This is a genomic window from Paracoccus angustae, from assembly GCF_042648745.1.
GTDB lineage: Bacteria > Pseudomonadota > Alphaproteobacteria > Rhodobacterales > Rhodobacteraceae > Paracoccus > Paracoccus angustae.
This window is the reverse complement of record NZ_JBHRXY010000004.1, coordinates 135,211-158,792: the sequence shown is the minus strand read 5'-3', so window position 1 is coordinate 158,792 and position 23,582 is coordinate 135,211. Positions and strand designations below refer to the sequence as shown.

General features: G+C 70.3%; 17 protein-coding genes. 9 read left to right on the top strand and 8 right to left on the bottom strand.

Translation table 11 applies throughout. The features are described from left to right. Positions 1–3 precede the first annotated feature (3 nt). Positions 4–1,287 carry an MFS transporter gene (locus ACFOM8_RS07825; RefSeq protein WP_377761008.1) on the bottom strand — a complete coding sequence of 428 codons (1,284 nt, stop codon included), beginning with the start codon at positions 1,285–1,287 and terminating at the stop codon, positions 4–6. Positions 1,288–1,612: 325 nt separating this feature from the next. Between ACFOM8_RS07825 and ACFOM8_RS07820 the strand changes: the two genes are divergently transcribed. Both ACFOM8_RS07820 and ACFOM8_RS07815 read left to right on the top strand, forming a co-directional pair. After that, positions 1,613–2,029: a CopG family transcriptional regulator gene (locus ACFOM8_RS07820; RefSeq protein ID WP_377760901.1), complete on the top strand. Its 417-nt coding sequence runs from the start codon at positions 1,613–1,615 to the stop codon at positions 2,027–2,029. A gap of 19 nt (positions 2,030–2,048) precedes the next feature. Then, positions 2,049–3,074, top strand: coding sequence for an extracellular catalytic domain type 1 short-chain-length polyhydroxyalkanoate depolymerase (locus tag ACFOM8_RS07815; protein ID WP_377760899.1), 1,026 nt, complete (start codon positions 2,049–2,051; stop codon positions 3,072–3,074). Positions 3,075–3,398: 324 nt separating this feature from the next. Here the strand turns inward: ACFOM8_RS07815 and ACFOM8_RS07810 are convergent, their stop codons facing one another. After that, the gene (locus ACFOM8_RS07810; protein ID WP_377760897.1) at positions 3,399–6,584 is read right to left on the bottom strand and encodes a DEAD/DEAH box helicase; all 3,186 of its coding nucleotides are present in this window, start codon (positions 6,582–6,584) and stop codon (positions 3,399–3,401) included. A gap of 93 nt (positions 6,585–6,677) precedes the next feature. After that, complete coding sequence (locus ACFOM8_RS07805) at positions 6,678–8,342, bottom strand: thiamine pyrophosphate-binding protein (RefSeq protein WP_377760895.1); 1,665 nt, start codon at positions 8,340–8,342, stop codon at positions 6,678–6,680. A gap of 162 nt (positions 8,343–8,504) precedes the next feature. Here ACFOM8_RS07805 and ACFOM8_RS07800 point away from each other — a divergent pair, with 162 nt between their 5' ends. After that, complete coding sequence (locus ACFOM8_RS07800) at positions 8,505–8,666, top strand: hypothetical protein (protein WP_377760894.1); 162 nt, start codon at positions 8,505–8,507, stop codon at positions 8,664–8,666. 79 nt (positions 8,667–8,745) lie between these two features. Here ACFOM8_RS07800 and ACFOM8_RS07795 read toward each other — a convergent pair whose 3' ends face one another. From ACFOM8_RS07795 to ACFOM8_RS07780, 4 genes are read right to left on the bottom strand one after another with little or no spacing between them, the layout of a single operon-like run. Further along, on the bottom strand, positions 8,746–10,023 hold the full coding sequence (locus ACFOM8_RS07795) for an NAD(P)/FAD-dependent oxidoreductase (RefSeq protein ID WP_377760892.1): 1,278 nt from the start codon (positions 10,021–10,023) through the stop codon (positions 8,746–8,748). Then, a complete protein-coding gene (gene glgB / locus ACFOM8_RS07790; RefSeq protein ID WP_377760890.1) occupies positions 10,020–12,173 on the bottom strand; it encodes a 1,4-alpha-glucan branching protein GlgB in 2,154 nt (717 codons plus the stop codon). The genes ACFOM8_RS07795 and glgB overlap by 4 nt, the downstream gene beginning before the upstream one ends. Further along, the gene (locus tag ACFOM8_RS07785; RefSeq protein ID WP_377760888.1) at positions 12,170–13,729 is read right to left on the bottom strand and encodes a putative maltokinase; all 1,560 of its coding nucleotides are present in this window, start codon (positions 13,727–13,729) and stop codon (positions 12,170–12,172) included. Before ACFOM8_RS07785 ends, glgB begins: the two co-directional genes overlap by 4 nt. Continuing rightward, on the bottom strand, positions 13,729–15,786 hold the full coding sequence (locus ACFOM8_RS07780; RefSeq protein ID WP_377760886.1) for an alpha-1,4-glucan--maltose-1-phosphate maltosyltransferase: 2,058 nt from the start codon (positions 15,784–15,786) through the stop codon (positions 13,729–13,731). Before ACFOM8_RS07780 ends, ACFOM8_RS07785 begins: the two co-directional genes overlap by 1 nt. A gap of 188 nt (positions 15,787–15,974) precedes the next feature. Here ACFOM8_RS07780 and ACFOM8_RS07775 point away from each other — a divergent pair, with 188 nt between their 5' ends. The 6 genes from ACFOM8_RS07775 (at position 15,975) to ACFOM8_RS07750 (ending at position 22,311) form a co-directional block, all read left to right on the top strand. Next, entirely contained in the window at positions 15,975–16,256 is a 282-nt protein-coding gene (locus ACFOM8_RS07775; protein ID WP_377760884.1) for a hypothetical protein, read from the top strand. Positions 16,257–16,339: 83 nt separating this feature from the next. Continuing rightward, the gene (locus ACFOM8_RS07770) at positions 16,340–17,854 is read left to right on the top strand and encodes an FGGY-family carbohydrate kinase (RefSeq protein ID WP_377760882.1); all 1,515 of its coding nucleotides are present in this window, start codon (positions 16,340–16,342) and stop codon (positions 17,852–17,854) included. Position 17,855: 1 nt separating this feature from the next. Beyond that, positions 17,856–19,532, top strand: coding sequence for a glycerol-3-phosphate dehydrogenase/oxidase (locus ACFOM8_RS07765; protein ID WP_377760880.1), 1,677 nt, complete (start codon positions 17,856–17,858; stop codon positions 19,530–19,532). 584 nt (positions 19,533–20,116) lie between these two features. Then, positions 20,117–21,517: a hypothetical protein gene (locus ACFOM8_RS07760; RefSeq protein ID WP_377760879.1), complete on the top strand. Its 1,401-nt coding sequence runs from the start codon at positions 20,117–20,119 to the stop codon at positions 21,515–21,517. Beyond that, positions 21,489–22,031 carry a DUF2249 domain-containing protein gene (locus ACFOM8_RS07755; RefSeq protein WP_377760877.1) on the top strand — a complete coding sequence of 181 codons (543 nt, stop codon included), beginning with the start codon at positions 21,489–21,491 and terminating at the stop codon, positions 22,029–22,031. Before ACFOM8_RS07760 ends, ACFOM8_RS07755 begins: the two co-directional genes overlap by 29 nt. Beyond that, the gene (locus ACFOM8_RS07750; RefSeq protein WP_377760875.1) at positions 22,024–22,311 is read left to right on the top strand and encodes a metal-sulfur cluster assembly factor; all 288 of its coding nucleotides are present in this window, start codon (positions 22,024–22,026) and stop codon (positions 22,309–22,311) included. The genes ACFOM8_RS07755 and ACFOM8_RS07750 overlap by 8 nt, the downstream gene beginning before the upstream one ends. Here ACFOM8_RS07750 and ACFOM8_RS07745 read toward each other — a convergent pair whose 3' ends face one another. Further along, positions 22,312–23,517 (bottom strand): NnrS family protein, encoded by a 1,206-nt coding sequence (locus tag ACFOM8_RS07745; protein WP_377760873.1) that lies wholly within the window; start codon positions 23,515–23,517, stop codon positions 22,312–22,314. It lies immediately after the preceding gene. Between the last annotated feature and the right edge of the window lie 65 nt (positions 23,518–23,582).

Below are 23,582 nucleotides of genomic sequence, written 5' to 3'. Positions count from 1 at the left end.
CCGTCAGGCCCTTTCCGGCGGAATCAGGGCGGTGGCGACGGCGGCCAGCACGGCCACCCCGGCGAAGACATGGAAATTCGCGGCCACGGGCAGCGCCGTGCTGGCCAGCGCGCCGCCCAGCAGCGGGCCGCTCAGCGCGCCGAGCCGCGAAAAGCTCAGCGCCCATCCCGTTCCCGCCGCGCGCACCTCGGGCGACAGCCGCTGGGCCAGAAAGCCCGTCAGGATCAGCGAGGCTGCCACGGTTCCAAAGCCCGCCAGCGCCACGAAGACATGGTTCACCACCAGCGAGTTCTGGAAGGACAGCGCGAAGATCCCCACGGCCCCCAGCAGATACGATGCCGCGACGGTGAAGCGCACCCCGAACCGGTCCGCCAGCTTGCCCAGGAAGATGCCGCCGATGGCCGAGCTGAGGCTGAACACCGCCAGGAACAGAAGGCTGTTGCCCAGGTCATAGCCGCTTTTGCGCATGATCTGCGGCAGCCATTGCCCCAGGCCATAGACAAGCATCAGGCCCATGAACAGCGCGCTCCAGAAGCAGGCGGTCTCGCGGGCGCGTTCCCGGGCGAAGATGCGGCCCAGAACCTCGCGCCAGCGCAGCCCCTGCCGGCGCGCGGCGGGGGTGGGGACGGCCATGTTCCACCGGCGGGCCAGGCTTTCGGCCCGTGCCGTCCGGCCGCGCGACACCAGCCACTCCAGCGATTCCGGCAACAGCGCCATCATCACCGGCACCAGCGCCAGGGGCGCCGCCCCGATCAGCATCATCATCCGCCAGCCATGGTCCTCCAGATGGGCCCGGCTGACCAGGGCCGCGGTCAGGATGCCGATGGAATAACCGGAATACATCAGACCATAGTTGAAGCTTTTGCGGGACTTGGGTGAAAACTCGGTGGTCAGGGCCGCCGCGCAGGGGATGATGCCGCCAAGCCCCAGTCCGGCGACAAAGCGGCTGAAGCCGAAAACCGCGGGCGTCGGCGCCAGCGCGCTGAGGATCATGCAGGACGCGAACAGGACCAGGCACAGGATGAACAGCGGCTTGCGGCCATAGGTTTCGCTCAGCATCCCGGCCAGGATGCCGCCGATCAGCATGCCGAACACGGTGTAGCTGCCCATGGCGCCCAATTGCAGCGGCGTCAGCCGCCATTGCGGATCGTTGGACAAGGCAGGCAGGACCGCGCCAAGCACGCCCACGTCGTATCCTTCGGCAAAGATCGCAAGCCAGCACAGGAAAACGACGACATAGCTTTTGCGCGCCGAGATCTCTCGGGCCGGGGCGTCGTCAAGGGTCATGAACACGTCGGAAACTCCTGTTGGATGGTTCCCCCGCCAGAATTCTATGCGTGCTGGGCGAGGATGTCGTTTGCCGGCCCGCCGCCGCGAACGGCGGGGCGGGACCATCGGTGGCAGTCTGGCAGGGCGTCTGGCCGGAACCGGACCAGGGCTCTGCCGCAAAAGGCGACATGTCTCAATATTTAGGGTATGAAATGTTTAAATATGAAGCAAGTTGTTTGTGCAGATCGTGCAGATTGGCAGGATGTGCGGGAAAACGGTGGCCGATACCTTGACGGCAGCATTTTGCCATCCATATACCATCCATACGGATGGAGAAATGCTCATGGCAGAGATACGTCCCCTGCGCGACAGGGTTCCCGACAGCGAAAAGGTCACCATCAACCTCGGCTATGTCGATCTGGGCCGCATCGACCTGCTGGTTCAGGAAGGGTTCTATTCCAACCGCAGCGACTTCATCCGCACGGCAATCCGCAACCAGCTGGACAGCCACCGCGACGTGCTGTCCCGATCGGTTCAGCGTCACATGATGGACATGGGCCTGCGGGACTTCACGCGGGCCGAACTGGAGGCCGCGCGTCAGGCGGGCGAGGTGCTGCATGTCAGGGTCGTGGGCCTTGCGCGCTTCGACGCCGACGTGACCCCGGAACTGGCGCGGGCCACGATCGGCTCGATCTCGGTCCTGGGCGCGCTGCAAGCCGGTCCCGATCTGAAGAAGGCGCTGGCCGACCGCATTCTATAGCCCTGAAAGGGACACGATGATGAAGACCTTCAACGTCGGCGCGCTGCGCCAGGCGATCGGCAAGCTTCGGCTTCAGGATTCGAACGATCTTGTGCAGCGCACCCTCGCCCGGCACGGGCTGAGCCTTCCCGGGCAGCAGGCGGGCTTTCAGCCGCCCTTTGCCGCCCCGGCGGCGGATCCCGTCCCGCCGGGCGCAAGCGCCGGAACCGGCCGCTTTTCCTGCGCGGCGGGCAGCCGGGACTATCTGGCCTATGTCCCGGCCTCGGCGGAGGGGGGCATCCGGGGCATGGTGGTCATGCTGCACGGCTGCACGCAGGATCCGGCCGATTTCGCGCGCGGCACGGGAATGAACGCGCTGGCGGAGGAACACCGGCTTGTTGTCCTGTATCCCCACCAGTCGCGCGGCGAGAACGCCCAGTCCTGCTGGAACTGGTTCAGCGCCGGCGACCAGCGCCGCGGCCGGGGCGAGCCAGAGATCCTGGCGCGGATGGCTGCGGACCTGGCGGGCCGCCACGATGTGCCGCGCGACCGGATCTTCGTGGCGGGCCTGTCGGCCGGCGCGGCCATGGCGGTGATCCTGGGCCAGACCCATCCCGATGTCTTCGCCGCCGTGGGCGCCCATTCCGGCCTGCCCTTCGGAGCGGCCCGCGACGTGCCGTCCGCCTTTGCGGCGATGAACGGTCAGGGCGCCGAACCTCTGGCGCCCGGCAAGGCCGCGCCCACCCCCACCATCGTCTTTCACGGCAGCGCCGACCGCACCGTGCATCCCCTGAACGGCGACCGCATCGCCGCGGCCACGCTGGCCGCCGGACCCGTCCAGACGATGCTGGACCGCAAGACCGGCACGGCGGGCGCGCGGCGCTTCACCCGCGAGATCACCACCCTGCCGGATGGCCGCGTTCTTCTGGAGCACTGGCGGATCGAAGGGTTGGGCCATGCCTGGTCGGGCGGCAAGCCCGGCGGATCCCACGCCGACCCGCAAGGCCCCGATGCCAGCGCCGCGATGCTGCGCTTTTTCCTGGATCAGCCGCGGGCGGCGGGCTGAAGAAAGCCCGATCCCCATCCCGAACCCGGCCAGAGCAAGTCCCGCCCCCGCGCCATTGCTTCCCGGACCGGCAAGGGACAAGCCGTGGGCGCTGCCGGTCGCAAGGGGGTCCGCACCGCGTGCGGCCAGGTTCCGGGCGCGAACCCGTCACCCTGCATCCGCGCGGCGCCGTCGGGCGTCAGCCGGTTCTGCGCGACCTTCGGCCCGAATGCCGCGGCAGCGCCGAGGAGGCCGGGGCCGCCACGCCTGGTCCGGCGATCCTGGGCTGTCCGCCTCCGACATCGCCTGCGGCCGGACATCGCGCATGGGGATGCGGCGGCGGCGTCAGGCCATCCGTTCCAGCAGGTCGTTTGCCACGTCCAGCCGATCCTCGGGGCCGGGATGGCGCAGCGTCAGGCGCATGTCCTGGCAGGACAGCCCGTCCAGGCCGGACAGTTGCGCGGCAAAGTCGCCGGCGCGCACGCCGTCCCGGAAATCCAGCGCCACCCCCTCGGGACCAAGCCTCAGGGCCGCCACGCCCAGCCGTCCGGCCAGCGCGCGCAGCTGGGCCGCGCGCAACAGCGTCTCGACCGGCGGGGGCGGAGGGCCGAAGCGGTCCGCGATCTCGTCCGTCAGGCGCGCCACGTCGTCCAGGCTCGCGGCCCGCGCGATGCGGTGATACAGGTCGATGCGGGTTTCTGGTTCAGGGATGTAATCGGCGGGGATGTGACCCGGCTCGCCGGGGATCTGCGGCGGGGGCGGGGCGTCCGCTTCGCCCTTGGCGCGGCGCAGGGCGGATGCCAGCATCTCTTGGTAAAGGCCAAGTCCGACGCGCTGGACATGGCCAGCCTGCCTGTCGCCCAGCAGGTCGCCCGCGCCGCGCCGGTCCAGATCGGCGGCGCTGATGGCCATTCCGGCCCCCAGCCTGTCCATGGCCTGCAAGGTACCAAGACGCTTTTGCGCGTCGGCGGCCAGCGCCTCGCCCGGGGCGGTCAGCAGGTGGCAATAGGCCTGCGCGGCCCCGCGCCCAACCCGGCCGCGAAGCTGGTGAAGCTGGGCAAGCCCGAACAGCGCCGGGCGCAGGATCACCATGGTGTTGGCGCGTGCCACGTCCAGGCCGCTTTCGATGATGGCGGTCGCCAGCAGCACGTCGCCTTCGCCCCGGGCGAAATCCACCATGGTCGCGTCGATCTCTCGCGCGGGAAGATCGCCATGGGCGATCCGCAGGCGCAGGTCGGGAAGCAGGCGCGCCAGGCGTTCGGCCACCGGCGCGATGTCCTCGACCCGGGGAACGACCACGAAGCTCTGCCCTCCGCGCCGTTTTTCGCGCAAGAGCGCCCGGCGCAGGGTCGCGTCGTCCGCTTCGGCGATCAGGGTGCGGATGGCGCGGCGGCGGGCGGGGGGCGACGTGAGATAGCTGAGATCCTGCAACCCCACCAGCGCGGCCTGCAAGGTGCGGGGGATGGGCGTGGCGCTCATCGACAGGACATGCAGGCCCTGGCCCAGTTCCCGCAGCTTCCGCTTCTGGGCGGCGCCGAAACGCTGTTCCTCGTCGATGACCAGCAGGCCCAGGCCGTCGAAGCCGACGCCCTTGCCCAGCAGGGCATGGGTGCCCACGGCGATGCGGATGGACCCGTCGGCAAGGCCCGCCCGGACGGCGGCGGTGGGCTTGCCCGTGACCAGCCGCGACAGGTGCCCGACCGTGATCCCCAGGGGGGCGAAGCGGCGGCGGAACGTTTCGTAATGCTGCCGCGCAAGAACGGTGGTCGGGGCGCAGACGGCCACCTGGCAGCCGCTGAGCGCGGCGGCGGCGGCGGCGCGAAGAGCGATCTCGGTCTTGCCAAAGCCCACATCGCCGATCACCAGCCGGTCCATCGGCCTGCCCGAGGCCATGTCGGCCAGAACCGCGCGCACCGCCTGATCCTGGTCGGGCGTCGGCTGAAAGGGAAAGCGCGACACGAAGCGTTCGTAGTCGCGGGCGGGCGGGACCAGCTTGGGCGCGGTCGCCGCGTCCCGCGCGCGGGCCAGCGCCACCAGGTGATCGGCCAGCCCGGCCAGCGCGTCGGCGGTCGCCGCGCGGCGCTTCCGCCAGGCCGTGCCGCCCGGACGGTCCAACGTCACGCCCGCCTCCGTCGTGCCATAGCGCCAGATGCGGCCCGCGTCATGGGTGGGAACCATCAGCCGCTGATCCTGTGCGAAGGTCAGGCGGATCGCCTCGGGGCCCGGGCTTGCGGGATCCAGCGCCTCCAGCCCGTCAAGGCGGGCCAGCCCGTGATCCTCGTGCACCACGATGTCGCCCGCCTCGAAGCCCGCGAAGGGCAGGCCGGGCTGCGCCGGGGCATGGCGGCTGTCCCGGGACGCGGCCCGGCTGCCCAGCAGATCCTGCGCGGTGACGATGACCCGGTCATCGGTCGCGGCCCCATGACCCAGATCGGCCACCAGCACCGCGCGGTCATGGCCCTGGCATCCGGCCCAGTCGGCCGCCCGTTCGGGCGGCTGCCCGCCGGCCTGCCCCACCATGCGCGCGATGCGCGCCCGTTCCGCCTCGGACCCCGCCACGAAGACGACCGGGCGTCCCGCCACGGCATCGCTGGCCAGGAACTCGGCCAGCCGGGCGCGCGGCCGGGCGGCGGCGGCAAAGGCCGGAACCGGACTCCAGTCAGGCACGGTCAGCGGACCGATGCGCGAGGCAAGACCCGCCCACTCCCCCGCCCCGAGATACAAGGCGTCCGCCGGCAGCGGATAGGCGCCGTCGGCCTCGGCCTCGGCGCGCGCTTCCTCCAGCCGGGCAAGGCGGCGGGGGGCGGACTCCAGCGTCGCGGGCAGCGCGGTGATGCGCGCGTCCGCCATGTGGTCGGGCAGGATCGTCAGGCCGTCCCAAGCCTTGGGCAGCCGGTGTTCGGCCCCCCGGTCCCAGGCCTCTCCGGCGGGGGGCAGTTCGGTGACAGGGACGATCTCGAGCAACGCGATCTCGCCGGTGGACCGCTGGGTGGCCGGGTCGAAGCAGCGCAGCGCCGTCACCACCCCGTCGGACATCTCGATCCGGCAGGGCAGCGCGTCCCCGCCCGCGAACACCTCGACGGTGCCGCCGCGGATGGCGATCTCGCCCGGTTCGTCCACGCGGTCGTCGGCGGCATAGCCCGCCTCGCGGGCAAAGGCCTCCAGCGCGTCCACGTCCAGCGGTTGGCCCAGCCGGACGGGAAAGCTGCGCGGGGCCTGGCGCGGAGGCAGGCGCTGCATCAGCGCGGCCAGCGGCGTCACCAGGATGTCGCCCGGCTGCGGATCCCGCAGCTTGTGCAGCACGGCCATGCGGCGGCCCATGGCGTCGGGCGTGGGCGAGGCGCCGTCGAAGGGCAGGCAATCCCAGGGCGGAAAGAACAGCACCCGCCGGTCCGGCAGCGCCCCGCGCAGAAAGGCCGTCAGGGCTTGCCCGCTTCGTTCGTCGCGCGTCACGTGCAGGATCCGGTCCTCGGGGCCGAGGCCACGCAGAAAGGCCAGCGCCTCGACGCAAGGGGGAACGGGGTCGGACATGGAACACCTCTGATCGTCGCTTCGGTCAGGGGATCTGCCCGGCTCGTTCTTATGAATTCCACCGTCCGGGATCGGTTCCAAGCCGGTGCGGGGTCATGCCTTTTCCTGTGCGGCAAGCGCGGCGTCGCGCATCTGGGTCAGGGTCTGGCGCGGGGTCAGCGCCTCGGGCGAGATGGCCAGATCCAGCAGCGCGCCGCTTCCCGATGCCAGCGCGCGGGCGAAGGCGGCCGGGAAATCCTCGGTCGCCTCGACCCGTTCGGCGTGATAGCCATAGGCGCGGGCCAGCGCCACGAAGTCGGGGTTGACCATGGTCGTGCCCGACACGCGCGCGGGATAATGGCGTTCCTGGTGGGCGCGGATCGTGCCGTAGATGCCGTTGTTCAGCAGCAGGACGATCGGCTGCGCCCCCGCCTGGACGGATGTGGCAAGCTCCTGGCAGGTCATCTGGAAATCGCCGTCGCCCGCGAAACAGACCACCGTGCGGCCGGGATGGGCCACCTTGGCGGCAATGGCGGCGGGCAGGCCGTATCCCATCGCGCCCGACTGCGGCGCCAGCAGCCGCGCCCGGGGGCCGAACTTGAAGAACTTGTTCGGCCAGACGGTGAAGTTGCCCGCGCCGTTGGTCAGGATCGCGTCGGGGGGCAAGACCTCGCGCAGATGCGCGGTGGCGACCGCCATGTCCACGGGCGACGGCTGCACGGGCGCGGCGAAGCCCGCTTCCCACGCCGCGCGGGCCTCCGCACGCCATGCGGCCCATCCGCCCCTGACCGGCGACAGGGCGGCGGCAAAGGCGTTGGGTCCGGCCTGGATGCCCAGCACCGGCTGGTAGATCTTGCCGATCTCTCGGTCCGAGGCATGGACGTGGATCAGCTTTTGCTCGGGCACCGGCACCGACAGAAGCGTGTAGCCGTCGGTCGTCATCTCGCCAAAGCGGACGTTGACGGCCAGGATCACGTCGGCGTCCCGGATCAGCGCCTTGACATGGGCGGGCATCCCCACGCCCGCCTCTCCGGCATAAACGGCCGAGAAGTTGTCGAACCGGTCCTGATAGCGGAAGGCCGCGATCACGGGGATGTCGCTCGCCTCGGCAAAGGATTGCAGCGCCTGTGTCCCTGCGTCCGACCAGTTGCATCCGCCGATCAGGATCAGCGGGCGGGCGGCGCCCGACAGCATCGCCTCGGCCTCGGCCACCGCGTCGGGCGAGGGCGCCGGCTCGGCCACGCGCGCCGGGCCGGACAGGGGCGCGGCGTCGGTCAGGCTGGTCAGCATGTCCTCGGGCAGGGCGATCACCACGGGGCCGGGGCGGCCGGTGGTGGCGGTGGTCCAGGCGCGGGCGAGGATTTCGGGGATGCGGTCCACCCGGTCGATCTCGACCGCCCATTTCGCCATGGTGCCGAAAACGGCGCGGTAGTCGATTTCCTGGAACGCCTCGCGGCCCTTCATGTCGGTCCCGACCTGGCCCACGAACAGGATCATCGGCGCGCTGTCCTGCATGGCCGTATGCACCCCGATGGATGCGTTGGTGACACCCGGTCCCCGCGTCACCATGCAGATGCCGGGCTGGCCCATGAGCTTGCCCCAGGCCGCCGCCATGAAGCCCGCGCCGCCTTCGTTGCGGCACAGCACGAAGTCCAGCTTGCCCTGCGTGTCATGCAGCGCGTCCAGCACCGCCAGATAGCTTTCGCCCGGCACCCCGAACGCCTTGGTCGCGCCAAGCGCCACCAGGCTTTCGACCAAAAGCTGTCCTCCGTTGCGCATCCTGGACCTATCCTTTCCCTCGACTGGCGTGATCCTGCCCGGGAACGGCGCGGGGAAAAACCCGGTATGCGCAATCGTCGGCGGAATTTTTCGGCAGGCCCCCCCGCCCGGGCACGGGAACGCGCGCCCCCCTCGCGGGTTGTTCCGGCAGGAGGAACCCCCATGACCCGCGAAACACCCAAGCAGCCCAACCCCGCAACCGATCCCCCCCGCCAGCATGGCCAGGGCGACCACGAAGGCGTTCCCCATTCCCCCGAGGAGTTCGACGTGATGAACCCGGCCAAGACCGGCAAGATCCCGGGCAACCCGCAAGAAAACCAGTGACCGGCCACATCTCTGGCCGGACCTGAAGGCACATCCGGCGCCGCGCGCCGGGCGCGGGGCTTTTCCCGCCCGGGACGGATCACCCGCGCCGGGCGGTTTCCTTTTGGGTGATCAGGCGGGCGGGGTTCTGGCGGGACAGAAAGCTCCACAGCCAGCTGACCGCCACAACCAGGCGCGATCGGACCCCGATCAGGAAGTAGATATGGGCGATGCCCCAGATCCACCAGGCCAGCCAGCCCGTCAGCCGGATGCGGCCAAAGTCGATCACCGCTGCGTTCCGGCCGATGGTGGCCAGGTTCCCCTGATGGGCATAACGGAAGGGGCCCGGCGCGGGCTTGCCCGCCAGCCGCGCCCTGATCGCGGCGGCGGCATACCGGCCCTGCTGCTTGGCCGCCGGGGCAAGGCCGGGCACCGGCTGGCCGTCCATCTCGACATGGGCGGTGTCGCCCAGCACGAAGATTCGGGGATCGTCCGGCAGGGTCAGTTGCGCATTCACGATCACGCGGCCCGCCCGGTCGGACTCGGCCCCCAGCCATTCCGCCGCCGGAGAGGCCTGCACCCCCGCCGCCCAGATCACCGTGCGGCAGGGCACCGCCTCGTCGCCGATCGTGACCTCTCGGTCCGAGATGGCGGTGACGGGCCGCCCCGTCAGCACCTGCACCCCGCGCCGCCGCAAGGCGGCCGCCGCATAATCGGACAGCCCTTGCGGAAAGACCGGCAGCACGCGCGGCCCCGCCTCGATCAGCATGATCCGGGCGGTTCGGGTGTCGATGCGGCGAAATTCGCGCGGCAGGACGCGATGGGCCAGATCGGCCACGATCCCGGCAAGCTCGACCCCCGTGGGACCGCCGCCGATGATGGCAAAGGTCAAGTTCGCGTCGCGCTCGGCGGGATCGGCGGTCAGTTCCGCCCGCTCGAAGGCCAGCAACAGGCGGCGGCGGATGGTGGTCGCGTCCTCCAGCGTCTTCAGCCCCGGTGCGTCGGCCTCCCATTCGTCATGGCCGAAATAGGCGTGGCGCGCGCCGGTGGCCAGAACCAGCGTGTCAAAGGGCACCCGGCCGCCATTCTCCAGCGCCACCTGCCGGGCGGCGCGGTCGATGCCGGTCACGCGCGCCAGCAGGGTCACGACCTCGGGCCTGTCGCGCAACACCCGCCGGATCGGCCAGGCGATCTCGGACGTGGCCAGAAGCGTGGTGGCGACCTGATACAGAAGCAGCTGGAACAGGTGGTGGTTGCGCTGGTCGATCAGGGTGATCGCGCAATCCGCGCCCCGCAGATCATGCACCAGCTGCAAGCCCGCGAATCCGGCCCCGACCACCACGATGCGATGCGGCGCGGCAGCCGGGGCTTGGGTCATTCGGGCACCAGCACGACCGTCGCCAGCGGCGGAAGCGTCAGGGCAAGGGAAGCCTGCCGGCCGTGCCAAGGGGTGTCGTCGGCTTGCAACGGTCCGGAGTTGCCGACGCCCGACCCGCCGTAACCCGCGTCGTCGGTGTTGAGGACCTCGCGCCAGGCGCCCGGCTGCGGCAGGCCGATGCGGTAATCGCGATGCACCTGTGGCGTCAGGTTGCAGACGATCACCGCCGGCGGGGCGCCGTCATCCGACTTGCGCAGATAAACCAGCACGCTTTGGTCGGCGTCGCTGGCGTCGATCCATTCGAAGCCCTCGGGGTCGCAGTCCAGCCGGTGCAGGGCGGGACGGTCGCGGTAAAGGCGGTTCAGATCCCGGATCAGCGCCTGCATCCCGGCGTGCAGCGGATCGTCCAGCAGATGCCAGTCCAGCGACTGGTCGTGGTTCCATTCGCGGTCCTGCGCGAACTCTCCGCCCATGAACAGCAGCTTCTTGCCCGGATGTGTCCACATGAAGCCGAAATAGGCGCGCAGGTTGGCGAATTTCTGCCAGCGGTCGCCCGCCATCTGCCGGATCAGCGATCCCTTGCCGTGGACCACCTCGTCATGGCTCAGCGGCAGCACGAAGTCTTCCGAAAAGGCGTAGACCATGCCGAAGGTCAGATCGTTCTGGTGGTGGCGGCGATGGATGGGATCGCGGCGGAAATAGCCCAGGGTGTCGTGCATCCAGCCCATGTTCCACTTGAACCCGAAGCCCAGGCCCCCGTCCTTGACCGGGCGGCTGACCTTGGGAAAGGCGGTCGATTCCTCGGCGATGGTGATGGCGCCGGGGTAATCCGCGCAAACGCGTTCGTTCACGTCGCGCAGAAAGGCGATGGCCTCCAGGTTCTCGTTTCCGCCGAACTGGTTGGGGATCCATTCCCCCGGCTTGCGCGAATAATCGAGATACAGCATCGAGGCCACCGCATCCACGCGCAGCGCATCGACATGGAACCTGTCCAGCCAGTAAAGCGCGCTGGCTTGCAGGAAGTTCGCCACCTCGCGCCGGCCGAAATTGTAGATGAGCGTGTTCCAGTCCTGGTGAAAGCCCTGCCGGGGGTCGGCATGTTCGTAAAGCGCGGTGCCGTCGAACCGGCCCAGGCCATGCGCGTCCGACGGGAAATGCGCGGGAACCCAGTCGATGATGACGCCGATGCCCGCCGCGTGCAGCCGGTCCACCAGCCGCGCGAAGGCCTCGGCCGAGCCGTAGCGGCTGGTGGGCGCGAACAGGCCGATGGGTTGGTATCCCCAGGATCCGGTGAAGGGATGTTCGGACACCGGCAGGAATTCCACATGGGTGAAGCCCATCTCGGTGACATAGGGGACCAGCAGGTCGGCGATGGATTCATAGTCCAGCACCTCGCCCTCGCCTCCGCGCCGCCAGGATCCCAGATGGACCTCGTAGATCGAGATCGGGGCCTTGCGGTCCTGCCGGGCCGCGCGGGTTTCCATCCAGTCCCCGTCCTGCCAGGGATGATCGGGCAGCCCGCTGATGACCGAGGCGGTTCCGGGCGACCGTTCGTGCGCAAAGCCCACCGGATCGGCCTTCAACGGCATCCGTTCGCCATGGGCGCTGATGATCTCGTATTTGTAAAGCTCTCCCACCGACAGGCCGGGGATGAACAGTTCCCACAGACCGGGGCCAAGGCGCCTGCGCATCGGATGGCGGCGGCCGTCCCAGGCATTGAAGTCGCCCACCACGCTGACGCGCCGCGCGTTGGGCGCCCAGACGGCGAAGGCCACGCCGTCCACCCCCTCGTGGGTGATCGGATGCGCGCCCAGCTTTTCGTAAAGCTGCCGGTGGCGACCTTCGGCGATCAGGTATTCGTCCATCTCGCCCAGCACCAGGCCGAAGCGATAGGGATCATCGACCGTCCAGCGGCGTTCGCCGGATGTCATCTCGAGCTGGTACCGGGTGCCTTCGAAGGGCCCGGCGAAGAACCCTTCGGGGTGGACGCGCTCCAGCGGCGTGCGGTGGCCGTCGCTCAGGACCGCCACGGTCGAGGCCTGGGGGGCGAAGACCCGCACCTCGCCGTCGTGGGGGCCCAGGACGGCGAAAGGGTTGGCGTGGCTGCCGCGCAGGACTGCCTCGATGTCGCTTGCCGTTGCGCTGGTCATTCGCCGCTCCGTTCCAGAAGATCCAGGATTCCGCGCAAGGGTATGCCGATCCAGGCGGGCCGGTTGCTCAGTTCATAGCCCGCCTCGTAGATCGCCTTGTGCAAAAGGAAGAAGTCCAGCAGCACCTTCCGCGATCCGGCGTCGGCGGGCAGGTTCGGCGCGCCTTGCGAATGGGCGTCATACGCCTCGAGGAAGTCGCGCGCAACCGTTCGCCGCCACGCCTCGACCCGTTCCATGCCGCGTCCGGCCCCGCTGGCGGAACTGCCGCCCTGGCGCGAGGCGACGCTCATCGCGGCATAGTCGAAGGACCGCAGCATCCCCGCCACGTCGCGAAGGGGCGAGGATTTCTCGCGCCGTTCGGCCAGGCTGCGGGCGGGCTCGCCCTCGAAGTCGATGATCGCCACGTCGTCGGACACCAGCAGCACCTGCCCCAGGTGGAAATCGCCGTGGATGCGCGACAGCTTGCAGGCGGGCGCAAGCTCCGCCACCGCCCGCAGCCGCGCCAGCAGCGCCTCGCGCTGGTCCAGCAGGGATCGCGCCAGCGGGGCGACCGCTTCGGGCAGGTGCGCCTGTTCCAGCCGGGCGATCAGCGCCTGCGCCTCGGATACCGCGTCGGCCGCCCATCGGCCAAGCTGGTCCGGGGTCAGATCGGCGGTCGCAAAGGCCGGGTCGTCGGTTTCCGTCGCCAGGGCCTTGTGCAGTTCCGCCGTGCGCCGCCCCAGCAGGGCGCCGATGCCGAGCGGAAAGTCGAAGCGCGCCGCGTCCGGCTGAGCCGCGCCGGCAGGCAAGCGGGTCTCGCGCTCGCGCATCTCCGGTTCCAGGGCCTTGACGATGCCGCTCCAGGCATCGCCCTGGTTCGGGACAAAGGCAAAGGCGGCGGCCAGGATCACGGGTCCATGCGCGGCCTGGCCCAGATAGCGGGGGGTGTTCTTGTAGCCCGCGACCTCGGTCAGGAACTTCGCGACCTCCACGTCGGGTTGCTCGCCTTCGCGGATGCGGCGATACAGCTTCAGGATGATCTTGTCGCCAAAGGCGATGGACAGGTTCGACTGTTCCGCGCCAAGCTGGCGGGGATCGCCCGGATCCCCGATCCGGCGCAGGGCTTCGGTCCCCTCGAACCGCATGGCCCCGTCGGACCGGTTTTCCTTCAACGCGTCCAGCAGCAGTCGCGGCAGGCGCTCGTCGAAGGCGCCGTCGATCAGGGCGCCCACGCGCGCGGCGTCGCGGATCCTGGCCAGCGTGTGGGACAGCTTCGGCGCGCCGGGACGCAGGTTCTCGTCCCCCCACCGGGCCGAGAGCGGCAGAAGATAGCTTTGCTGCTGATCCCCCACCGTCACGTCCAGCGAGACCAGTTCGTGTTCCCCCTGTCCCAGGCTGCCCAAGGGGGTCATGCGCACCGCGCCGATCCCCTTGTCCTTGCCCGCGAACCAGCGTTGCGACGGCAGCCATTGCGGCAGCACGTCGGTCTGGAACAGCCGCCCCCCCTGCCCGCCGATGGCGGTGGCCGCGCGCCCGTCGGGCGCGTCAAGGGTCATGAACTCCGGCAGGACACGCATCAGCGGGGCACTCCGGGGGCGAAAAGCTGCCAGACGGCATAAGGGCGGCTATGGGGATCCAGCTCCAGCCAGTGGTTCTTGCCGTGCCAGGTGAAGCTGTTGCCGTGGATCAGGTCGCGCACCTCGACCGAGGCCTCGTCGGGCAGGCCCCATTCCCACAAGGGCACCTCGAATTCGAAGGTCTGGGCGTTGTGGGGATCGAGATTGACGTGGATCAGCACGAAATCGTCGCCGGTCCGCTTGCCATAGCACAGCACCTTGTCGTTCCAGGCGTTGTAGAATTTCACGTTGGTGAAGTCCTGCAACGCCGGATGGCTTTGGCGAAGCCGGTTCATCAGGCGGATGTCGTCCTGGATATTGCCGGGCTGGTTCATGTCCCAGGCACGGATCTCGTATTTCTCGGAATTGAGGTATTCCTCCTTGCCCGGCACGGGGGTTGCCTCGCAGATCTCGAAGCCGTTGTAGACGCCGTAGTTGCCGCCCAGGGTCGCGGCCAGCGCCAGCCGCGTGCGGAAGCCGGGGCGGCCGCTGGTTTGCAGAAAGCGGGGGTTGATGTCGGGGGTGTTCACGAAGAAGTTCGGCCGCATGTATTCGCGGCATTCCTCCTGCGTCAGCTCGGTCAGGTAGTCGGTGATTTCCTGCTTTTCGTTGCGCCAGGTGAAATAGGAATAGGATTGCGAAAACCCGACCTTCGCCAGCCGCTTCATCACCTTGGGCCGGGTGAAGGCCTCGGCCAGGAAGATCACGCCCGGGTCCTTGCGGCGCACCTCGTCGATCATCCATTCCCAGAAGGGAAAGGGCTTGGTGTGGGGATTGTCCACGCGGAAGATGCGCACCCCCTGGTCCACCCAGAACAGCACCACGTCGCGCAGCGCGTACCACAGCGACGGCAGGGCGTCGCGATAGAAATGGACGTTGACGATGTCCTCGTATTTCTTGGGCGGGTTCTCGGCGAACTTGATGGTGCCGTCGGGCCGCCAGTCGAACCATTCGGGATGTTCCCGGATCCACGGGTGGTCGGGCGAACACTGGATGGCGAAATCCAACGCGATCTCAAGCCCGTGGTCCTTGGCCGCGGAAACCAGGCGGCGGAAATCGTCGAAGCTGCCCAGTTCGGGGTGGATCGCGTCATGCCCGCCTGCCTCGCTGCCGATGGCATAAGGGCTGCCGGGTTCGCCTTCCTGGGCGGTCAGGCTGTTGTTGCGGCCCTTGCGGTTGGTCTTGCCGATGGGATGGATCGGCGGAAAATACAGCACGTCGAAGCCCAGATCCCGCACATAGGGCAGCCGCGCGATCACGTCGTCAAAGGTGCCGTGGCGGTTCACGTCGCCCGATTGCGACCGGGGCATCAGTTCATACCACGCGCTGAAGGCGGCGGCCTTGCGGTCCGCGAAAACCGTCAGGGTCTTGTATTCGGTCAGGTTGGTCCGCGGCCCGAACTGCTGCATCAAGGCCAGAACCGCGGGATCGCCCATGCGGGCAAAGCGCGCCGCATCGGCGCCGTCGCCTGCGGCTTCGGCATAGGCCGCATCCGCCGCCAGCACGCCCACAAGGGTGGCGCGCGCCTCGTCGGGGGCGCGTCCCTTGTCCAGCCCGTCCTGCAACAGCCTCCGGCCTTCCTCCAACTCCAGCGCGACGCGCTGCCCAGCGGCCAGCTTCTTGGTCACCTCCTTGTGCCAGGTGGTGAACAGGTCGCGCCAGGCAAGGATCGTGCAGTCGTAGAACCCGTTCTCGGGGAAAACGACCGTGGTTGCCCAGCGGTCGTTTTCAAGCAAGGTCATGGGGGCTTCCTGGCCGTCCTCGCCGCCCGCGCGGCGCCAGGCGATCGCGGCGGCGATGGAATCGTGCCCGTCCGAGAAGATGTCGGCCTGAATGGCGGCAGGCTGGCCCGCGACGGCCTTGGCGGGAAAGCGGCCGCCGTCGATCTCGATCGAGACCCCCTCGATGGCGATCCGCTGCGCGGCAAGCGCCCGCAGCCGCGCGTCCGACCCCGCCTCAGGATCAAGGCCGGGGCCTGCGTCCTGTCCTGCGTGACCCGTCAAGTTGTTGCCCAGCATGGTTCCTTCCCCGGCAGCCTCGTGCCAGGACAACCGGCTTTGCAGGGCGAAGGTTCCTGTCCGATCACGCCCGACCGACCATGGCCCTTCCCGCCGGAAGTTTCGGGGGCGGGCCGGGAACCCTTGCCGCGCCGCGCCGTTGTATCCCTTGCCCTTGCGGGCAGATCCGTGAACGGCACGGTGCCAACATGCGTGTATTGATCCAGGACCGGAACGCCGCCCTGCTGGAGGAGATCGACCTTGATCTCGCCCCGCTTGCCGGGGACTGCATCCAGGTGATGTCCGGCGACGTCTCGACGCGGTACGATGTCATCTCCCGCCGGTTCCTGGTGGGGCCTTCCCGCGGGCCGGACAATGCGCGGCGCGATGTGCAGCTTGTGGTCACGGTCAGGCAGGGCTGCGCGGTCGGCAGCAAGGGCTATGACTGGGGCGCGGGATGCCCCGGCGGCAGGATCGTTCCCCTGGCCTGAGCGGACCGCGCGTCCAAGCGGCCCTTGCCTGGGGGACCGTGGCGTCGTAGGGCTGCCGGGCACTTCATGGCAGAGAACACGACATGCCGCTGCTGCTGGGCATCGACAATGGCCTGACCGTCACCAAGGCGGTGATCTTCGACGAAACGGGGCGGGTGTTGGCGACCGCGCGCCGGCGGGTGGCGCAGTCCATGCCGCAGCCCCGCCATGTCGAACGCGACATGGACGCCTTGTGGACCCAGACCGCCGCCGCCGTGGCCGAGGCCGTCGCCGCCTCCGGACGCCCCCCGTCCCAGATCGCGGCGGTCGCCGCCACCGCGCACGGCGACGGGCTGTATCTGCTGGACGGGGCCGCGCGGCCCCTTGGCCCCGGCATCCTGTCGCTGGACAGCCGGGCGGGCGATCTGGCCGAAACCTGGCGGCGGGACGGAACCGCCGACGCCGCCCTGGCGCGCACCGGGCAGATGCCCCATGCCTCGGCCCCCTCGGCGATCCTGGCCTGGATCCGCGACCGCCAGCCGGACCGCTTCGACCGCATCGGTCATGTGCTGGCCTGCAAGGACTGGCTGGCCTTCTGCCTGACGGGGCATATCGGCACCGACCTGACCGAGGCCAGCACCGCCTTCACAGATGTCCGAACGCAGGCCTTCGACCCCGGCGCCTTGGCGGTCTTCGGCCTTGGGGGCCTGTCGGACGCGCTGCCCGTTATCGCCCTGCCCGACCAGGTGATCGGCCGTGTCACCGCCACGGCCGCCGCCGCGACCGGCCTTGTTCCCGGCACGCCGGTCGTGGCCGGGCTGCACGACGTGACCGCATCGGCACTGGGCGCGGGCGGTTATGCCGAAGGCACGGTGGCCATTGTCGCCGGCACCTATTCCATCAACGAAACGGTGACGCGGCGGCCGCGCGCCGATGCCCGCTGGTTCTGCCGCAACGGGCTGCGCCGGGGCGAATGGAACGCCATGTCGATCTCGCCTGCCTCGGCGGCGAACTACGACTGGTTTCTGGACACGCTGTGCGGCGGCGACCGCACTGTCGCCGAGGCCCAGGGCCGCCCCTTCCACGCCGCCGTCATCCCGGAAATCGAGGCCGCGATGGCCCGTCCGTCCACCGTGATCTTTCACCCGTTCCTGTTCGGCTCTCCGCACGGTCCCCATGCCAGCGCCGGGTTTCTGGGGCTGCACGGCTGGCACGACCGGGGCGCCATGCTGCGCGCCGTGGTCGAGGGGATCGCCTTCAACCACCGCCACCACGTCGATGCCCTGCGCGACGGCTTCGCGCCGGGGGCCGCGCGGCTGACGGGCGGGATTTCCCGCAGCCCGGTCTTTGCCCAGCTTTTCGCAGACGCCCTGGCCATGCCGGTCGCGACCTCGGACACCGAGGAAGCCGCCGCCTGGGGCGCCGCCCTGTGCGCGGGATCGGGGGTCGGGCTGTTCGCCAGCCCCCGCCACGACCCGCGCGACATGGCCGCGCTGACACGGACCTACCGGCCCGATCCGGGGCGGTCCGCCGACCTGGGGCGCCGCTATGCCGTTTTTGCCGATCTTGTCGATGCGCTGTCCCCTCTTTGGCCGCGCATCGAGGCCCTGGGAACCTGACATGACCGACATCCAAGACATCGACGTGCTGATCCTGGGCGCGGGCATCAACGGCGCGGGCCTGTTCCGCGACCTGTGCGAGCAGGGCCTGACCTGCGTGATCGCCGACAAGGGCGATTTCGGCGGCGGCACATCCGCCGCGCCCTCGCGGCTGATCCATGGCGGCATCAAGTATCTGGAAACGGGCGAACTGCGGCTGGTCGCGCAATCGACGCTGGAACGGAACCTGCTTTTGCGGAACGCGCCGCATCTGGTGCGCCCGCTGCCCACGGTGGTCCCGATCTTTTCCTGGTTCAAGGGCGTGACGGCGGCGCTGCGCACGCTTTTGGGGTCCACAACCGCGCCGCGCAGCCGGGGCGCGGTGCTGATAAAGACGGGCCTTGCGATGTACGACTTCTATGGCCGCCGCCACCGGGTCATGCCGCGCCACCAGCTTTGGTCGAAAAGGCGGACCTTGCGGGAAATCCCGCCCATCACCCCCCGCATCGTCGCGGCAGGGCATTATTACGACGCCGCCGTCACCCTGCCCGAACGGCTGGTCTGGGAACTGCTGGCCGAAGGAATGCGCGCCAACCCGGCCTCGCGCGCCTGGAACTATGCCGCGCTGGAGGAGACCGACGGCGACACGCTGCGCCTGGCGACGCGCGACGGGGTGCGGGTGCTGCGTCCCCGCATCGTCGTGAACGCCGCCGGTCCCTGGATTGACCGGGTGAACGCGGCGCTCGGCGCGCCGTCGCGGCTGATCGGCGGCACCAAGGGCTCTCATGTCCTGCTGGACCATCCGGGCCTGATCGCCGCGCTGAAGGGGCGGATGATCTATTTCGAGGCCGACGACGGCCGCATCTGCCTGGTCTACGACCATGGGGGCCGCGCGCTGGTCGGCTCCACCGACACGCGCGACGACGATCCCGACAACGTGGCCTGCGACGACGGCGAGATCGACTATTTCCTGGACGCCCTGCGCAGCCTTTTGCCGGGCCTGTCGTTCGACCGCGGCCAGATCGTCTATGCCTATTCCGGGATCCGGCCCTTGCCCGCCTCGGACGCGTCCAATCCCGGCCTGATCAGCCGCGACCATTCCGCGCCCGTGGCGGAACCGGCGGGCGCGCGGCTTTGGCCGGTGATCTCGCTGGTGGGGGGCAAGTGGACGACTTTCCGGGGCTTTGCCGAGGAGGTGGCCGACGTGATCCTGGCCCGTCTGGGCCGGACCCGCCGATGCGACACGAAGCTGGCCCCGATCGGCGGCGGGCGCGATCATCCCGCCGACCCGCAGGCCTGGGCGCGGCAGGCCGCCCGCGACAGCGGGGCCGCGCCAGAGCGGGCGGCGGCGCTGCTGGCGCGCCATGGCACCACCGCCGCCGGCATCCTGGCCGCCGAAGGCGCCAGCCCGGCGATGCTGCGGGACGCGGATTACGCGCTGGCCGAACTCGACTGGCTTGTCCGCAACGAAAGCGTCTGCCACCTGACCGACCTGGTGATGCGGCGCACGGCGCTGGCGATCACCGGGCGTCTGTCGCGGCGCGACCTTCATGTCGCCGCAACGGTCTGCGCCGGGGCGCTCGGCTGGAGCGAGGCCCGCACCGCGCAAGAGATCGCGGACGCCGAAAGCCTGCTGGTGAACCGGCACCGCCTGCGGCTTCAGCCGGGATCTGCGGGCGCGGCCGCCAGTCCCGGATGATCGTGCAGGACACAGCACATCGCGCCATCCGGCCCTGGTCGAAAACCGCCGTGGGGCGGCGATCCGGCCCTCAGGCGTGCGGCCCTTGAGCAGGTATCCCCCCGCGGCCAGGGCGCGCATCAAGCCCTGAAGCGGCCCGGGGTTCGGGAAATCCCCGGCGGCGAACTCCATCTCTGCCGCCCCCCCCCCTTGGAATGGTCCGCCGCCCCATGGACAGCAGCAGGCGGCGAAAGGCGGCGGCACCTGGCGATGGCGGGACAACTGGGTCGGCAGCATCTCGGGCAGAAGCCGGAGGCCGAACCGCAGGGCCATCAAAGACGCCAGCGCCACCGTCTGGCCGGCCACGAACAGCGGGCCAGACGCGTTCGAGCCATAGATCCCGTTCAAGTGCCGCCCCTGGTCCACCGCGCAGAGCGAGAACCGGATGTCGGTGTCACGGCGCGGATCATCCGTGAAGGGTTCGCGCGGCGTGCGCATCTTGGACCCCCGGTCGGCGATGCGGACTACGCGGGGCGCCGTCGCCGCCCGTTTCGGCAGCCCGCCTGTTTGATCGACCGCAAAGACGGAAGGCATGATCCTGCGGCATGATGCCGGTCTGTATCGCGGGGCCTTTTTCGATGATCGGCAAGCAGCTTTCCCGTTGGACCATGGCCTGGTTCGCCTCGGCCCTGGCGTTTCTGGCCGTGTCGCTGTGCGGGGCGGTGGCCGGGGCGGCGGGGCCTGGCGACTGGTCGGGCGGGGCCGCGCTGGCGGTGGTGCACCTGTTCGCGCTTGGCTGGCTGTGCCAGATGATGCTGGGATCGCTGATCCAGTTCGCGCCGGTGTTGTGCGCGCGGCCCTTGGCGCTGCCGGGGTTGTCGCTGCCCGCCCTGCTGTTGACGGCGGGCGGGACCTTGATGCTGGCGGCGGGATTTCTGGGGCTGGACGGCGGGGCGCCGGGGCAAGGGCTGCTGGCGCTGGCGCCGGTGGTTCTGGCGGCGGCCTTCGGGCTGGCGGGGGCGATGCTGGCGCCGACGCTGGCCGCCGCGAAAGCCCTGCGCGGATCCGAGGGGCGGATGCTGGCCCTTGCCCTGGCGGCGCTTGGCGGGCTGTGGGCCACCGGGGCGGCGATGGCGGGTGCGCTGGCGGGATACGGCCTGCCCGTGGCGCTTTCGGCCGCCCTGCCCGCCCATGTTCTGCTGGGCGCGGGCGGCTGGCTGACGCTGGCGGCCTTCGGCGTCAGCTACAAGCTGTTCGCCATGTTCCTGCTGGCGCCCGAGGGCGACGGCCCGCTGCGCCGCGCGGTTTTCGGCGGCGCGGCCCTTGCCCTGGCGCTGGCGCTTGCCGGGGGCGCCCTGGCGCTTGCCGGGCGGGGATTCTGGCCGCCGGGCCTTGCCGTGGCGCTTGCCGCCGCCCTGATCGCCGCCTTGACCGCCGCCCTGTACCTGGCCGAGATCCGCCGCCTGTGGCAAAGCCGCCGCCGCCTCCGGGCCGAGGTGAACATGCGCTGGAGCCGCGCGGCCCTGGGCTTTCTGGCGCTTTCGGCCGCCCTGCTGCCGATCGCCGTTCTGCGGGGCGGTTCCTGGGCCGAGGCCGCCGTCTTCGCGGCCTTGGCGGGCTGGCTGTCCACGCTGACGCTGGCGCAGATGGTCAAGATCGTCTCGTTCCTGACCTGGATCCAGGTCTTCGCGCCCCAGATCGGCCGCCGTCCGATGCCGCTGGTGTCCGACCTGACCGATGCCCGCGCAACCGCGCGCTGGCTGGGGCTGTGGGCGGCGGGGGCGGCGGGCGGAACGCTGGCCCTGGCCGCAGGCCAGGCCTCGGGCTTCCGGCTGGCCGCGCTTGCCATGCTGCTGGCCGCCGGGGGCCTGACGCGCGAGGCCTGGGCCATCCGCCGCCTGCGCCATCTCGACCCTGCCCGGCGGCCCGACCGGCTGCCGCCCCTTGTGCTTCCCCCATCCCCCAAAGGATCCGACCATGACCGCACCCGAGCCTTTCGAGCTTGATGTCCGCCCGCAGCTTCGGCGCGGAGAGGAACCCTTTGCCGCCATCATGGCCGCCGCCGACCGCTTGCGGCCCGGCCAGGCGCTGCGGCTGATCGCGCCCTTTCGGCCCGCGCCGTTGTTCAGCGTCATGGCCAACCGGGGCTTCGCCGTCAGCGACCGCCGCCGCCCCGACGGCGCGTGGGAGGTTCTCTTTGCGCCGCTGGAAGGGGCTGCCCCGGATGCGGGGCTTGCGCCCGGATCGGCCCCCGGCGCGGCGCTGTGGCCCGACCCGTCGCTGGTGCTGGACCTGGCCGGGCTGATGCCGCCCGAACCCATGGTGCGCATCCTGGAAGCCCTTGCCACCCTGCCCGCGGACGAGGTTCTGTTCGCCCTGCTGGACCGCGAGCCGATGTTCCTGTTTCCCGAACTCGCGACGCGCGGCCACGAATGGGCGGGCAATTTCGCGCCCGACGGGGCGTCCTATCGGCTGCTGGTCCGATCGGGCGGGCCGGACCGGGGGGTGCGTCATGGCTGACGATCTGCGGGCGGCGGTCCTTGCCGCCCTGCGCGGGGTGGTGGACCCGGAAACCGGGCGCGACCTGGTGTCGATGGGACTGGTCTATGACGTGGCGGTGCGGGGCAGCCGGGTCAGCGTCACCATGACCACGACCACGCGCGGCTGCCCCTTGTCCGAACTGCTGCGCCAGGGGGCCGAGGCCGCCGTGGGGGCCGTGCCGGGCGTGGCCCGGGCCAGCGTGGCGCTGACCTGGGATCCGCCCTGGACGCCCGACCGGATCGCGGCGCGGACCTTTTGATCACGGAGCCGCTGCGCGGGGCTGGCGCCGCGCCCGCAGCAGCATGCCGCCATGTTCGGCGACAAACAGGCCGAACCCCGCGATCCACAGCGCGCCCGACGCCTCCATCAGCCCCGGAACGTCCCCGAGATCCGCCAGGGGCCGCGCCAGGGCCGCGCCGAACAGGCACAGATAGGCCGCCACCGTCGGCCGCGATGCCGTCAAAGGACGCCCGGTGTGGCCGCGCGTGGCCCGCGTCATCACCGCCAGCATGGTGGTGGCGACCACCCCCACCGTCAGCACATGCAGCGCCGAAACCGGCATCAGCAGGCCCGCCCCCGCCGCCGCGATCGCGGCAAAGCCCAGCGGCACGAAGCCGTAAGCCGCGTGCAGAACCAGCAGCAGCGCCTCGGCCCGGACCGCAAGGCCCCGCCAGCGCGCCAGGCGCAGGGCGTTCAGGCCCCCGGCGATCAGCGCGGCCGGCACCGTCGCCCGCGCCTCGGGCGCGAGGGTCCAGGCGGCAAGCGCCAGGGCCGAACAGGCGATCACCCCCATGTCGAAGCGGTTGAAGGAAACCGGCATCCGCGCCGCGCCGCGCTGGTGCAGCCAGTTCCGGGTGAAGCTGGGAATGATGCGCCCGCCGATGATCAGCACCAGAACCACATAGCCAGACACGGCGGCGCGCAGCCAGACCTGCGGATCGCCCCCTGTCAGAACGGCGGCGTGAAACCCGAGATTGCCCACCATGACGGCGGCGCATCCGGCCAGAACCTTCAGGTCGTTCCACTTGCGGCCCGCGACGATCTCGCGGCCCGCGATGGCCAGCAGCGCGGGCAGAAAGGCCGCGTCGATCAGGGCGGCAAGCGGCAGGCCGATGATCCCGGCCCCCGCCAGGGCGACCCGCCCGGCGGCCCAGACCGCCGCAAGCCCGATCAGCGGCCGCCCGGACACCGGCAGGCTGCCGGTCCAGTTCGGAATGGCGGTCAGCAGAAAGCCCGCCAGCACCGCCGGGGCGAAGCCGAAAACCATCTCGTGCGCGTGCCACAGGGGGGCGCCAAGGTCGCCGCCCAGGGGCAGGCCGCGGGCCAGCGCCGCGATCCACAGCGCCATGGCGGCCACCGCCCAGACCGCGCCGCCCAGAAAGAACGGCCGAAAGCCATGGGACCACAGCGCCGCGCCGTCCCGCGTCGATCCGCGCGGAACCCGGGGGCGTTTTTCGGGGGACATGGGTGTTCTCCTTGAGGACTGCCCCCAAGCGATAGGCCGGAAAAACGCGAACTCTTTGCGCTGCC

Bases quoted from the DNA above. Each gene is read 5' to 3' on its own strand.
- ACFOM8_RS07825 (WP_377761008.1), bottom strand. From the start codon at position 1,287: ATGACCCTTGACGACGCCCCGGCCCGAGAGATCTCGGCGCGCAAAAGC.
- ACFOM8_RS07780 (WP_377760886.1), bottom strand. From the start codon at position 15,786: ATGCTGGGCAACAACTTGACGGGTCACGCAGGACAGGACGCAGGCCCC.
- ACFOM8_RS07795 (WP_377760892.1), bottom strand. From the start codon at position 10,023: ATGACCCAAGCCCCGGCTGCCGCGCCGCATCGCATCGTGGTGGTCGGG.
- ACFOM8_RS07800 (WP_377760894.1), top strand. From the start codon at position 8,505: ATGACCCGCGAAACACCCAAGCAGCCCAACCCCGCAACCGATCCCCCC.
- ACFOM8_RS07750 (WP_377760875.1), top strand. From the start codon at position 22,024: ATGGCTGACGATCTGCGGGCGGCGGTCCTTGCCGCCCTGCGCGGGGTG.
- ACFOM8_RS07785 (WP_377760888.1), bottom strand. From the start codon at position 13,729: ATGCGTGTCCTGCCGGAGTTCATGACCCTTGACGCGCCCGACGGGCGC.
- ACFOM8_RS07810 (WP_377760897.1), bottom strand. From the start codon at position 6,584: ATGTCCGACCCCGTTCCCCCTTGCGTCGAGGCGCTGGCCTTTCTGCGT.
- ACFOM8_RS07805 (WP_377760895.1), bottom strand. From the start codon at position 8,342: ATGCGCAACGGAGGACAGCTTTTGGTCGAAAGCCTGGTGGCGCTTGGC.
- ACFOM8_RS07820 (WP_377760901.1), top strand. From the start codon at position 1,613: ATGGCAGAGATACGTCCCCTGCGCGACAGGGTTCCCGACAGCGAAAAG.
- ACFOM8_RS07815 (WP_377760899.1), top strand. From the start codon at position 2,049: ATGAAGACCTTCAACGTCGGCGCGCTGCGCCAGGCGATCGGCAAGCTT.
- ACFOM8_RS07755 (WP_377760877.1), top strand. From the start codon at position 21,489: ATGACCGCACCCGAGCCTTTCGAGCTTGATGTCCGCCCGCAGCTTCGG.
- ACFOM8_RS07770 (WP_377760882.1), top strand. From the start codon at position 16,340: ATGCCGCTGCTGCTGGGCATCGACAATGGCCTGACCGTCACCAAGGCG.
- ACFOM8_RS07775 (WP_377760884.1), top strand. From the start codon at position 15,975: ATGCGTGTATTGATCCAGGACCGGAACGCCGCCCTGCTGGAGGAGATC.
- glgB (WP_377760890.1), bottom strand. From the start codon at position 12,173: ATGACCAGCGCAACGGCAAGCGACATCGAGGCAGTCCTGCGCGGCAGC.
- ACFOM8_RS07745 (WP_377760873.1), bottom strand. From the start codon at position 23,517: ATGTCCCCCGAAAAACGCCCCCGGGTTCCGCGCGGATCGACGCGGGAC.
- ACFOM8_RS07765 (WP_377760880.1), top strand. From the start codon at position 17,856: ATGACCGACATCCAAGACATCGACGTGCTGATCCTGGGCGCGGGCATC.
- ACFOM8_RS07760 (WP_377760879.1), top strand. From the start codon at position 20,117: ATGATGCCGGTCTGTATCGCGGGGCCTTTTTCGATGATCGGCAAGCAG.